At 76.2% G+C, this 12,280-nt stretch carries 9 protein-coding genes; all 9 read right to left on the bottom strand.

Annotation, left to right across the window (positions count from 1 at the left end):
• Positions 1-85 precede the first annotated feature (85 nt).
• The 9 genes from ACLQ2U_RS24095 to ACLQ2U_RS24055 all read right to left on the bottom strand — a co-directional run bounded on the left by ACLQ2U_RS24095 (position 86) and on the right by ACLQ2U_RS24055 (position 12,270).
• A complete protein-coding gene (locus ACLQ2U_RS24095; protein WP_425753019.1) occupies positions 86-3,709 on the bottom strand; it encodes an SCO7613 C-terminal domain-containing membrane protein in 3,624 nt (1,207 codons plus the stop codon).
• Between the two features lie 47 nt (positions 3,710-3,756).
• Positions 3,757-4,077, bottom strand: coding sequence for a divalent-cation tolerance protein CutA (cutA, locus tag ACLQ2U_RS24090; RefSeq protein WP_425753018.1), 321 nt, complete (start codon positions 4,075-4,077; stop codon positions 3,757-3,759).
• A 10-nt stretch (positions 4,078-4,087) separates the two neighbouring features.
• Positions 4,088-5,149, bottom strand: coding sequence for a 1-acyl-sn-glycerol-3-phosphate acyltransferase (locus ACLQ2U_RS24085; RefSeq protein ID WP_425753017.1), 1,062 nt, complete (start codon positions 5,147-5,149; stop codon positions 4,088-4,090).
• The gene (locus tag ACLQ2U_RS24080) at positions 5,149-5,979 is read right to left on the bottom strand and encodes a patatin-like phospholipase family protein (protein ID WP_425753016.1); all 831 of its coding nucleotides are present in this window, start codon (positions 5,977-5,979) and stop codon (positions 5,149-5,151) included. The genes ACLQ2U_RS24085 and ACLQ2U_RS24080 overlap by 1 nt, the downstream gene beginning before the upstream one ends.
• A gap of 343 nt (positions 5,980-6,322) precedes the next feature.
• The gene (locus tag ACLQ2U_RS24075) at positions 6,323-7,378 is read right to left on the bottom strand and encodes a glycosyltransferase family 4 protein (RefSeq protein WP_425753100.1); all 1,056 of its coding nucleotides are present in this window, start codon (positions 7,376-7,378) and stop codon (positions 6,323-6,325) included.
• Between the two features lie 151 nt (positions 7,379-7,529).
• A complete protein-coding gene (locus ACLQ2U_RS24070) occupies positions 7,530-8,201 on the bottom strand; it encodes a BON domain-containing protein (RefSeq protein WP_425753015.1) in 672 nt (223 codons plus the stop codon).
• Positions 8,202-8,381: 180 nt separating this feature from the next.
• A complete protein-coding gene (locus ACLQ2U_RS24065; protein ID WP_425753014.1) occupies positions 8,382-9,950 on the bottom strand; it encodes a trypsin-like peptidase domain-containing protein in 1,569 nt (522 codons plus the stop codon).
• 62 nt (positions 9,951-10,012) lie between these two features.
• Entirely contained in the window at positions 10,013-11,572 is a 1,560-nt protein-coding gene (locus tag ACLQ2U_RS24060; RefSeq protein ID WP_425753013.1) for a sensor histidine kinase, read from the bottom strand.
• Entirely contained in the window at positions 11,569-12,270 is a 702-nt protein-coding gene (locus tag ACLQ2U_RS24055) for a response regulator transcription factor (protein ID WP_088646020.1), read from the bottom strand. The genes ACLQ2U_RS24060 and ACLQ2U_RS24055 overlap by 4 nt, the downstream gene beginning before the upstream one ends.
• Positions 12,271-12,280 lie beyond the last annotated feature (10 nt).

Here is a 12,280-nt window from a genome sequence, read left to right as displayed (position 1 = left end):
GGCGGGCCCATCATCGATTCTGGCCACGGCCGTCGCGCTGAGTAATCCTGACCACCCCCGGACCGGGGGTGGTGCTGGCCCTACCTCAGCTCATGCTTCCCACCGCGGCACGCAGCCGGGTCAGGTCACGGCGACGCCGCTCGTACGTGGCGGCCAACGCGATCAACGCGAGGCCACCGACCGCCAGATAGATCCACCGGGGCAGCAGGTCCCAACCACGGGCCAGCTCGTACAGCGCCAGCAACACAAGCGTAGCCCCGCCCAGCAGGACCGGAGCCTGCCAGCGCCGGGTCGCGCCGGCCAGCACCACGCCCAGCGCGGCGGCGCCGAGCAGCAGCCGCCGCCACGGCTGCGGTTCGGGTGCCCCCAGGACCGACGCCAGGCTGGGCAGCAGCCCGGCGGCGAGCCCCGGGCCGAGCGCCAGCCAGCTGGTCAGCCCCGGGCGGCTACGCAGCGCGACGAGGCCCGCGGCCAGCGCCAGCCCGGCCGCCGGCAGGGTGTACGCCTCCAGCAGCACCACGCCGCCGGCGGCGAGCAGCAGCCAGGCGCCGAGCAGTTCACTGCCGCCGGCGATGCCCGCGAGGGCCCACCGGCCGGCGGTGGACTCGCCCCGCCGCAGCACGCGCAGCGCGACGGCGGCGCCCCAGAGGACGCAGACCGCAGCCGCGTGCCGCGGCGCGGCGGTGGTGAGCAGCAGCGCCACCAGCGCCACCGCCTGCGCGGCCGCCTCCAGCGCCCGGCGGCCGAGCCGGAGCTCGGCGGGGTGACCGGGACCGCGCCGACCCAGCAGCGGCGCGGCGAAGAGCACCACCACCGCCACCGCGAGCACCGCGAAGCCGGCCGTCCGCACGGGCAGCCCGGCGGCCAGCGGCGCGGTCACCGCGAAGCAGGTCGCCGCGGTGACCGCCGCCAGCCAGCCGAGCAGCCGGACCTCGGCCCGCCGCGCGGCGGCGCCCGTCACCGCCGCCGCGACCACCAGCAGCGCCAGCCCGGCGAGGGTGCCGGCCCGGGTGGCGAGCAGCCCGACCAGCCCGCAACCGGTCCAGACCAGCCCGACCGGCACCGTGACCAGCCCCGGCGGGGCCTGTGGCCCGACCGGCTCGGCCAGCGCGGCGACCAGCAACGCGGCGACTCCGGTCAGCAGCACCGCCGCCGGCACGGTCGGCCAGGGTGTGCGGGCGGTCACCAGCAGCACCGGCAGCGCGGCGGCCCCGAAGGGCAGCGCGGCCAGTCCCGGGATGGCCCGGCCGCCGGCGGCGCGCCGGGCGACGAGGGCGGCGGCGACCGCCAGCACCAGCAGGGCCGCCGCGACGGCCGGCGCGCCGGGGACGGCGACCGGCGCGGGCGCACCGGACCAGGGCCGGACCGGCCCGCCGTACGGGGAGGTCAGCGCCCGCACGGTCACCGGCGCGGCGGCCAGCACCGCCAGCGCCGTCGACCCGCCGCCGACCAGCCGCCCGAGGACGGCTCCCCGATCAGCCACCGCCAGCAGCAGCGCGGCGAGCGCGGCGTAGAGCGCCACGGGTTCCCCGCCCGGTACGACCAGCGCCGCCGGGCCGAGCACGGCCAGCGACAGGGCGAGCGCGGTCGAGGCGTACCCGTCGAGGTCGGGCCGGAGCCGGCGGACGGCGAGGAGCGCGCCGAGCACCAGCGCGGCGGCGGCGAACCCGCCCCGGAGCTGCCACCACCCCGGAGCCCCGGCCGCGTGGAGCGCGACCGTCACCCCGGCCGGTACCGCGAGCAGCGCCGCGACCAGCGCGATCCCGGCGACCCGCTGCGGCGCGGCGGCATCCCGGCTGGCGAGGACCGGCGCGGCGAGCCCGACGGCCAGCACGACGCCGAGCGCCGCCAGCGTCCCGCCCGGTGCGGCCAGCCCCACCAGCAGCCCGTGCCCGAGCAGCGCGGCGGCGGCCAGCGAGCCGGCCAGCACGGTCGGGGTACGGCGGCCCGGACGCACCGCGACCAGCAGCAGTGCCGCGCCGACCAGGAGGTCCACCGCCAGCGCCGCCCGCCACGGGGTGGCGGCCGGCACCGCCGGCAGGGCGGACGCGGTCAGCGCCACACCGGCCAGCGCGGTCACCGGGCGGGCCGCCCGGGGCAGCAGCAGCGCCACCGCGCCGACGGTCAGCGCGACGGCGATCGGGAGCTGCCACCCCCAGGGCAGCTGGGGACCGGCCGGGGCACCGTGCCACGGGGGCAGCGACCGGGCCACCGCCCCGCCGGCGAGCAGCACGGTGGCCAGCGCGCCCAGCTGGACCAGGCCGCCCACGACGACCAGCGCACCCACCCGGGGACCGGGGCGGAACCGCGCCGGCAGCAGCCGGACCGCCCCGGCCAGCCCGGCCCCCACCACACCCGCCGTCAGCAGCAGGAACCCGGCCCGCAGCTCGGCCACCGGCCGGAGCAGCGCGGCGGCCAGCACGGGCACCAGCAACCCCGCCGCGACCTGACGGAACGCCCGGCCGCCGGCGGCCAGCGCCGCGCCGAGCAGGACCAGCCCCACCAGCAGCATCGGCAGCCCGGCCAGCACCGGTTGGCCGGCGGCCCGCCCCCAGGCCAGCGGCACCAGGGCGCAGCCGGCGGCGAGCGTGGACGCGACGCCGAAGCCGAGCCAGGCGAGCACCCGGCCGGCGTCCACCACCGACGGGACGCGCGGGTCGGCGACCGGCCCCCCGCCGGCCGCCGCCGAGCCGCCGACCGCCCCGACCGGGACCGGACCGGCCGGAACCGGACCCGTGGCGGCCGGAACGGCCGGCGCCGGACCTGCCGTCACGACCGGCGCCGGACCCGCCGAGGCGGGGCCGACCGGACCGGATCCGGCCGGACCGGATCCGGCCGGAACCGGAGCGGCCGCGGACCGGCCGCGCAGCGCGACCACCACCCCGAGGTCGAGCAGCGCCACCCCGAGCAGGACCAGCGTCCAACCGCCCGCCCCGGGCCGGGCCTCGACCGCGGCCAACGGCAGCACCGGCTGGGCGACCAGCAGCGCCGCGAACCACGGCACGGCCAGCCGGGTCAGCCGGGCGTACCCGGCGGCGACCGCCGCGCTGACCCCTCCGACCAGCGCGGCGTACCGGGTGCCCGGCCAGTCGGCCGTGCCGAGCAGGTCCGCCGCCCAGGCGGCGTACCCGTCGAGGACCACCAGCAGCAGCCCCACCGCGGCGAACGTCTCGGCGGTGCCGCGCAGCCCGCGGCGCGCCGCCAGCAGCGGCACGGCCAGGGCGAGCGCGGTGAACGCGGCCAGGATCAGCGCCCGGCCGGCGACCCCGACCGCCGCCCAGGCGACGGCGGTGAAGACCACCGCCGCGGTGCCGAGCAGCAGCCCGCCGAGGACGAAGAGCAGCCCCTGCACTGTCCGGGTCGAGGTTTCCGGCCGCCCGGGCACCGCCGGCACCGGCCGGGGTCCGGACGCCACCGGGACCGGCGGCACCGGCCCGCTCGGCGGGCGGCCGGCCAACACCGGCGGGACCTCGGTGCGGACCCGGGCCGCCAGCTCCGCCCGCCGGCGCTGCGCCGCGAGCAGCCGGGACGACACCTCCTGGTACGCACCGCGGGCCCGCTCCACCTCCCGGCCGAGCGCGACGATCTCCCGGTCCAGCCGGACCACCTCGGCGGCCGGCGGGTACGGCGACAGGCCGCAGCCGGAGCACCCCCGGGTGAGGTCGGCGGGTGCGCCGCAGCGGGGGCAGGGGTACGCGGTGTTCTCCACCCGGCCATCCTCACGGCCCGGTCAAGCCCCGCCCAGAGTGCGCGTACCTACGTACGGGTGCTCTCGTGCACCCAGGCGGCGTACGCCGGGTTGCCGCTCTCCACCCGGGTCACCAGGATCTCCGGCACGTCGTACGGGTGGGTGGCGCGGATCTGGTCGACCAGCGCGCCGGCCCGGTCGGGGGCGGTCTTGAACTGCACGGACCACTCGGTGCTGGTCTCCACCCCGGACCGCCACCAGTAGGTGCTGTCGACCTGGCCGCCGACCTGCGCGCAGGCCGCCAACCGCCCGGCGACCGCCGCGGCCGCCAGGACGTCGGCGACCGCCCGCGCGTCCACCACCGTCGTCACCACGCAGATCTGCTCCACGAAGCGCACCCTACGCGGGACCGGCGGCGCTGCGGTCCGGTCCGGCACCCGCGTCGGTCCCGACGCCGTCGCGGTTGGCGGCGATCCACGCGTCGATCCGGCTCCACCAGTCGAAGAGCCAGTCGATGCGCTCCTGCCGGCCGGTCGGTACCTCCTCCGGGGGCACCGACCAGAAGCGCATCACGATCCGCTTGTCCATCGGGAGTTCCCGCCACACGTCGGTGACGGTGAGCATCCGGTCCAGCCCGGTGTGCGCCACGAAGATGACCCCGGCGTCCGGGGCGGCGTCCAGCGCGGCGAGCAGGCCGCCGGGCTGCGGGGCGAGCACGTGCCGCATCCGCTCGGCGCGCAGCGCCATCCGCTCCAGCCCGAGCGCGCGCAGCCGGGCGATCGCCCGCAGCCGGCGCTTCGGGGTGAAGTTGCCACCCTCCGGGAAGATCACGAACGCGTCGTCGTCGTCCAGGCCGGTGGCGAGGTGGCCGATCTGCGCGGTCACCGAGTCCCGGCCGTCGCCGCCGGGGGCGATGAAGCGGTTGGGCAACCGGTTGAGCAGCACGTCGATCGCCGGGTCCCACTGCAGGCTCTCCTTGAGCACGATCCGCGGCTCGCGGTGGAACCAGTTGACGAGGGCGTGGATCAGGATGAACGAGTCGCCCGGGCCGGCGTGCCGGCAGAGCACCAGTTCCGGCCGGCCGGGCAGGGCGGTGTCCGGGTCGGTGCCGACCACGTCGATGCTCAGCCGCAGGGTCCACCGGGCCTGCCAGAAGAGCACCTGGAGGAATCGGCCGGCCAGCACGTAGTGGGCACGCTGGAAGGCCGGCGACCGCTTGCGCCAGCCGAAACCGGAGGCCAGCCAGAGCCCGAAGAGCGCGATCAGCGCCGCCGCGTCCCAGACCAGGAAGACGGCGCCGATCCAGAGCAGCCGCAGCGGCCGCAGCCGGCCTGGCACGAACGGCGAGACGGCCAGGGCGAGCAGCACCCAGACCGGCACCGTGGTCACCACCGCGACCGCGAGCAGCACCACGCCGGGTGCCAGCAGCAACCGGCGTACCCACCGCGGTGGCAGCGGCATCAGCGGTCCAGCTCGGCCAGGTAGCGGCGGGAGGCGGTGTAGGCCCGGCTGATCCGGCGCCCCACCGCGGCCATGTCCCGGTACGCCCACGGGCTGTCGTCCCGGGGCTCCAGCCCACCGGTCGGCAGCACGTGCACCTCCACCCCGTCGGGCAGGGCGGACATCTCCCGGGCGAACCGGTGCCGTCGGGCGATCTCGAACGCGACCTGGGCGATCTCCCAGGGCCGTCGGGGCGGCGTCAGCTCCCGCTCGATCCGGCCCACCTGGAGTACGAAGATCCGGCGGGCGCCCGCCGCGACCGCCTCGCCGATCGGGATCGAGTTGACGATCCCGCCGTCGATGTAGTGCTGGTCGCCGATCCGGGCCGGCGGCAGCAGCCCCGGCACCGAGGCGGAGGCGAGCACCGCCGGCACCAGCGGTCCGCTGTGGAACCAGTGCTCGGCGGCCCGCTCGATGTTCGCCGCGCAGCAGCGGAACGGCACCTTCAGGTCGGCGAAGGTGGTCTCCGCGCCCAGCTCGTTCTCCAGCAGCTTGCGCAGCGGCCGGGGCGAGTGCAGATGGGTACGGGCGGCGAACCGGCGCAGCTGCCGGGCCACCGAGTCGCCGTACACCTCGCTCGCCTCCGGCGAGGCCCAGAGCCGGACCAGCCGGTCGGTGACCGCCTCGGAGGGGTCGGCGGCGACCAGCGCGCCGTTGACCGCGCCGATCGAGGTGCCGAGCACGATGTCGGGGCGGATCCGGGCGCGGAACAGGGCCCGGAGCATGCCCACCTCGACCGCGCCGAGCACTCCCCCGCCGCCGAGCACGAACGCCACCGGACCGCCACTCATGTCGCTCATCCTGGCATGGCGCCGCCGGCGGCCCGGCGGAGCCGGCGGTCGCCGGCGGCGGCCCGGCCAGGCGTGGCGGGGCGCGAGCCGGCGGGCGCGGAGGGTGATCGGGGCGCGGCGTTGCAGGACGGCGAGCCGCCGTCCCTGGACGGCGTACCCGGGCTGCCGCCAGCGGTGGCCCGGACCTGCCTGCGCTGCCTGGCCCGCGACCCGCGGGACCGGCCGACCGCGCCCTGCTGCGGCAGAAGGTCACCCGTCGGGTCGACGAGGACGGCATCACCCCCGGGTACGCCCGCCGGCTCGACGCCGCCATCGTGGAGTTCGGCGCCAGCCGGGCCTGAGGTCAGCGGGCGGCGATCGGGACCGGTTCCCGGACCGGCGCCGCCGCACCCAGGGCGAACCGCCGGTAGACCTCCTCGTAGCCGAGCGCCATCCGCTCGGTGGAGAAGTTCCGCGCCGCGTGTGCCATGCAGGCCGCCGGGTCAATCCGCACCGCCTCGCTCAGCGCCGCCGGCAGCTCCTCCACCCGGTCACGGACCAGCCCGGTCACCCCGTCCAGGACCAGTTCCGATACGGCACCGCGGCGCAGCGCCACCACCGGCGTACCGGTCGCCATGGCCTCCACCATCACCATGCCGAACGGTTCCTCCCACTGGATCGGCATGATCAGGCAGCGCGCGTCGACCAGCAGTCGCAGCGTCGCCTCCCGGTCGGCGTTCAACACCACGGTGACGTCCTCGTCCAGCAGCGGCTCGACCACCTCGGTGAAGTAGCGGCGCTCAGCGGGCTCGTTGCACTTGCCGGCCAGGATGAGCGGCAGGCCGGCCGCCCGGCAGGCCCGGATCGCCAGGTCGGGCCCCTTGTCCGGGCTGAACCGGGCCAGCCAGAGCACCGCGCCCCGACCGGGGGCGGACTTGCGCGGCACGTCCCGCACGTCCATCGCGTTGTGCACCGTGCCGACCCAGGGCAGCTCGGGGTTGGCCCGGCGCTGGGCGTGCGAGATGGCCACCAACCCGACGCCCTGGTCGGTGTCGCTGAGCACCGCGCCGTACTCGCCGACCGGGTTGCCGTGCACGGTGGCCACGGTCGGCACCGCGCGCCGGCCCGCCACCAGCGGCCCGATGGTGGTGTGGTCGTGGATGACGTCGAAGTCCGCCGCGGTGACCAGGTGCTTCACCCGGGCCAGGTGGGCCAGTTCGGGCAGCGATTCGCCGAGCCGGTCGTACTGCAGGTCCGGGACGGTGGAGACGAAGTCGGCGGCGGTGCCGTTCTGCCGGCCGGCGCCGAACAGGGTCACCGCGTTGCCGTGCGCGACCAGGGTGTCCACCAGCCCGTGCACCACCTGCTCCAGCCCCCCGTAGCCGGGTGGGGGCACCGACAGCCACGGCGGGACCACCATCGCGATCCGCAGCGGCCGCTCGGGCGGGCGTTCCGACGGACGGTGGGTCACGGCCACGAGTCCTCCCCGTTGGTCCCCGGTGAGCGGGATCGGGGGCGACTTCCCCGTCCCGGCGGTGGTAAACGGGCCTCCCGGCGGGCCACCGGCCGGCTCACCCGGTGACGACCAGCCGGTCGTCCACGGCCCGTACGCCCGGGGCGGACCAGGCGACCCGTTCCGCCTCGTCCCGCTCCCACCACGAGCGGACCGTCCCGCCCAGCACCACGGTGTCTCCGGCCACCTCGACGGTGACCTCCTCGGTGCCGGTCCGACGGCCCAGCGCCCGGCGCAGGTCCCGGCCGGTCTGCTCGGCGCTCGGCGGGGCCGGTGGCACCACCTCGACCAGGTTGGTCACCCCGCGTACGCCGCGCAGCCGGCGCAGCTCCCGCTCGGCGGTGCGCCGCTGGTAGCCGAACTCCACCTCGCCGCGGAGCATCAGCCAGCCGTCGGAGACCGTCACGTCCAGCCGCTCGGCGGGCACGAAGCTGTCCCACTCCAGCGCCCGGACGGCGGCGAGGGCGAGTTCCGCGTCGTCCTGACCGTCCAGGCCGGGCAGGCGTACCTCGACGTCGTCGGCGACCGCCCGGACGCCGCGTAACCGGTGCGCGCAGCGCTGCGCCGCCCACCTGCGGGCGTAGCTGTCCACCCGGCCGGTGAGGGTGACCACGCCGTCGGCGACGCTCACCCCGATCTCGTTCGGCTGGGCCTCGGGATCCCAGGCCAGCTCGTCGAGGACGTCACGCTGGATCTCCGGATCGGTCCGGGTGCCCGCTGCCGTCGTCATCGCGTCCCCTCCCGTGCGGTCGGCTCCTGGCGAGGATCGCCCCGCACCGGGTGACGCCGGTTCACCCGGGCGGGGTGAACCGGCCGCGGCCATACGGACGGGTACGGAAAAAGGCGGCGGGTGACGGAGCCAACCCCCTTGGCCCCGTCACCCGCCGCCCCGGAGGAGGCAGGTCTGTTGTTATGACGTTTCGGTGAGCGTGACGGTTGCCGTCGCCTGGGATCCGTTTCGCTTGTAGGTCACCTCGACCCGGTCGCCGACCTTGCCGGCCTGGACGGCGCCGACCAGGTCGTTGGAGTCGTTGATCACCTTGTCGCCGAACTTGGTGATCACGTCGCCCCGCTGCAGGCCGGCCTTCTCCGCGGCGCTGCCCGGGGTGACCGCCGCGACCAGCGCACCGCCGTCCTCGGCCGCGTTGACGCTGACCCCGAGGGACGGGTGGCTGACCTTCTCACCGCGCTGCAGCTTCTCGGCGACGTCCTTGGCCTTGTTGCTCGGGATGGCGAAGCCGACGCCGATGTTGCCGCTGCCGCCCTGCCCCGCGGTGGCGATCGCGGTGTTGATGCCGATCACCTCGCCGCGGGTGTTGACCAGGGCACCGCCGGAGTTGCCGGGGTTGATCGGCGCGTCGGTCTGGAGCAGGCCGGAGATCGAGCTGGCGCCCTGCTGCGGGGTCTGCTGCTGCCCGTTCTCGCCGGCCTGAATGGTCCGGTCGCGGGCGCTGAGGATGCCGGCGGTCACCGAGCCCTGCAGGCCCAGCGGGCTGCCCAGGGCGAGCACCTGGTCGCCGACCTGCATCCCGTCGCTGTCGCCGAACTTCGCCGCCTTGAGGTTGTCGACGCCACTCGCCTTGACCACGGCGAGGTCGGTCTTCGGGTCGGTGCCGACGATCTTGGCCTGGGCGGTCTTGCCGTCGGCGAAGACCACCCGGACGGTGTCGCCGGAGGCGGAGGCGACCACGTGGTTGTTGGTGAGCACGTAGCCGTCGGCGCTGAGGATCACACCGGAACCCTCACCGTTGTCGGTGAGGATGGAGACCACGCTGTCCTGCACCGCGGCGGCGATCTTCGGCAGGTCGGCGCTGTTGATCACCGGGGCGGCCGAGTAGGTGCGGGTGATGCCGCCCGAGTCGCCGTCTACGGCCAGGGCGAGCGCGCCGCCGGCCACGCCGGAGCCGAGCATCAGGGCGAAGACGGCCACGCCGGCGCCGACGAACTTGGCCACCTTCGAGGGGCGGGGAGCCGGGCCGGCGGCCCAGGGCGGCATCGGCTGGCCGCCGTGCTGCGGCGGCACCGGGCCGCCGGGGCCGCCCGGGTGGCCGGCGGCCCAGCCGGGCTGGTAGCCGGCGGCCGGGTACTGGCCGTGCTGGCCGGGAACCGGGTAGGGCTGGTAGCCGGCCCGGTACCCCTGGTCGGCGCCGGGTGCCCCGCCGGCCGGGTACGCGGCCGAGGTCGTGGCGCCGGCCGACGGGTACGGCGCGGCGGAGGTCTGGGCGTACGGGACGCCCGGCGCATACGGGGCGTCGGAGGCCGGCGCGGACGGCGAACCGGAGGCCGGGACGGACGGGGAGCCGGCCGGCTCCCCCGCGGCGCCAGCGACGTCGCCCGGTCGGTCGGCCGTGGTGGCCGGGAAGGCGGCGGTGGGGTCGGACTGCCCGTGCTCGACGCGGGACAGCTCGGCGGTGGGGTACGACGGCTCGGCGTCGGAGGCGGCCGGCCGCCGCTGGGGGTCGGTCTCGAACTCGGTCATGGAGCCAGCCTCTCTCTTCGCACTGTCACGAGCCTGGGGCCCACCTGGAAGTTTTCTGAAAGTCACTCGGCCTCGCTGCCGGCGTCGGGCAGCAGCGGCAGCCGGACCCGGAAGGTCGCCCCGCCGCCCGGGGTCTCGGCGGCCTCGACCATGCCGTGGTGGGCGGCGACCAGCGCCGCGACGATGGCCAGCCCCAGCCCGGTGCTGGTGATCCCGCTCGCCCGGCGGGTCCGGGCGGCGTCGGCGCGGTAGAAGCGCTCGAAGACCCGTTCAGCCTGCTCCGGGATGAGCCCGGGACCGGTGTCCGCCACCTCGACCACGGCCAGGTTGCCCGGCTCGGTCCGCAGCCGCAGGGTCACCGACGCCTCGGGCGGGGTGTGGGTGAGCGCGTTGGTCATCAGGTTGCCGATCACCTGCCGCAGGCGGGCGTCGTCCCCGTGCACCACCAGCGGACCGGAACCCGGCTCGATCTCCAGCTCGATCCGGCGGTCCGGGGCGACCACCCGGGCCGCCTGCACCGCGTCGGAGGCGAGCACCGGCAGCTCCACCGGGGCCAGCGAGAGCGGGCGTTCCCGGTCCAGCCGGGCGAGCAGCAGCAGGTCCTCCACCAGCAGTCCCATCCGGGCCGCCTCGTCCTCGATCCGGCGCAGCAGGGCGGCGATCTGCTCCGGCGCCCGCGCCGCGCCCTGCCGGTACAGCTCGGCGAAGCCGCGGATGGTGGTGAGCGGGGTACGCAGCTCGTGCGAGGCGTCCGCGACGAACTGCCGCATCCGCTCCTCGGAGCGTCGGGCTCGCGCCTCGGAGGCCTGCGCGGCGTACGCGGCGTCCCGGGCGCTGGACTCGGCCGACCGGGCGGCGGTCTCCGAGGCGGCGCGGGCGGTGAAGGCGGCCTCGATCTGAGCCAGCATCGCGTTCAGCGCCCGGGAGAGCCGACCCAGCTCGGAGGTGGCGCAGGGCTGGCCCTCCTCCGGGTCGGGGACCCGCCGGGTGAGGTCGCCGCTGGCGATCGCGGCGGCCGTACGCTCGATCTCCACCAGCGGTTTCAGGCTGGTCCGGACGATCGCCGCGCCGATCGAGGCGAGCAGGATCAGCACCGCGCCGCCGACCAGCAGGTCTATCCAGACCAGCCGCTTGACCGCCAGGTCGACGTCGGTGAGGTGCTGCCCGACCGCGAGCACCCGGCCGTCGGGCAGCTCCCGGTAGAACATCCGCCAGCGGTCCCGGCCGTCCTGGGAGCGGACGGTGAACGGGCCCCCCTCGTCCGCCCGGAAGCCGGCCAGGTCGGCGGGGACCGCCGGCAGGTCGTCCTGTTCCAGGTTGGGGTCCCACCCGATGAACCGGGTCTCCTGGTCGTTGGCGAGCGCCACGACGTAGTCCGTGGGCAGGGTGGCTGAGCGGGCGCTGCCGTTCTCCAACGCCGGCAGCACCCGGCCGCCGAGGTACTCGCTGGCCCCGCGCAGCTCGCCGTCCACTTGCCCGACCAGGTAGTCGCGGAGGAAGTACGTGGTCAGCGAGCTGATCACCACCAGCGCCGCGGCCACCAGCGCGAGGACGGACGCGACCAGCTTTATCCGGAGCGGGACGCTCCGGAGCCGGCCCTTCGCCTCGTGGACGACGCTCACGCCGCCGGCTTGCGCAGCACGTAGCCGACCCCGCGCAGGGTGTGGATCAGCCGCGGCTGGGTGTTGTCCACCTTGCGGCGCAGGTAGGAGATGTAGGACTCGACGATGTTGTCGTCGCCCCGGAAGTCGTAGTTCCAGACGTGGTCGAGGATCTGCGCCTTGGAGAGCACCCGGTTGGCGTTGAGCATCAGGTAGCGCAGCAGCTTGAACTCGGTCGGCGAGAGCTGCACCCGCTGGCCGGCCCGGTGCACCTCGTGGGTCTCCTCGTCCAGCTCGAGGTCGGCGAAGGTGAGCCGGGACGGGGCGTGCTCACCGGTGGCGGTACGCCGCAGCACCGCCCGGATCCGGGCGGTGAGCTCCTCCAGGCTGAACGGCTTGGTGACGTAGTCGTCGCCGCCCAGGGTCAGCCCGCGGATCTTGTCGTCGGTGGCGTCCCGGGCGGTCAGGAAGACCACCGGGGTACGCGTGCCGCCCTCGCGGAGCATCCGGATGACCTCGAAACCGTCCAGGTCGGGCAGCATCACGTCGAGCACGACCAGGTCGGGACGGTGGTCCTTGGCGGCGTGCAACGCCGCGCTGCCGCTGGTGGCGGTCGCCACGTCGAAACCCGCGAAGCGCAGGCTGGCGGAGAGCAGTTCGAGGATGTTCGGGTCGTCCTCGACGACGAGCAGTCGCGCCTCGGTCTGGGTAGCGGCCATGGACGCCATC

The sequence above is a fragment of the Micromonospora sp. DT47 genome (assembly GCF_049844475.1).
Classification (GTDB): Bacteria; Actinomycetota; Actinomycetes; order Mycobacteriales; family Micromonosporaceae; genus Micromonospora.
This window is presented reverse-complemented; position numbering and strand designations above follow the sequence as displayed.

What these genes read in the sequence shown, in the direction of transcription:
- ACLQ2U_RS24085 (WP_425753017.1), bottom strand. Translation starts at nt 5,149, where the DNA reads ATGCCGCTGCCACCGCGGTGGGTACGCCGGTTGCTGCTGGCACCCGGC.
- ACLQ2U_RS24080 (WP_425753016.1), bottom strand. Translation starts at nt 5,979, where the DNA reads ATGAGTGGCGGTCCGGTGGCGTTCGTGCTCGGCGGCGGGGGAGTGCTC.
- ACLQ2U_RS24075 (WP_425753100.1), bottom strand. Translation starts at nt 7,378, where the DNA reads ATGGTGGTCCCGCCGTGGCTGTCGGTGCCCCCACCCGGCTACGGGGGG.
- ACLQ2U_RS24070 (WP_425753015.1), bottom strand. Translation starts at nt 8,201, where the DNA reads ATGACGACGGCAGCGGGCACCCGGACCGATCCGGAGATCCAGCGTGAC.
- ACLQ2U_RS24065 (WP_425753014.1), bottom strand. Translation starts at nt 9,950, where the DNA reads ATGACCGAGTTCGAGACCGACCCCCAGCGGCGGCCGGCCGCCTCCGAC.
- ACLQ2U_RS24055 (WP_088646020.1), bottom strand. Translation starts at nt 12,270, where the DNA reads ATGGCCGCTACCCAGACCGAGGCGCGACTGCTCGTCGTCGAGGACGAC.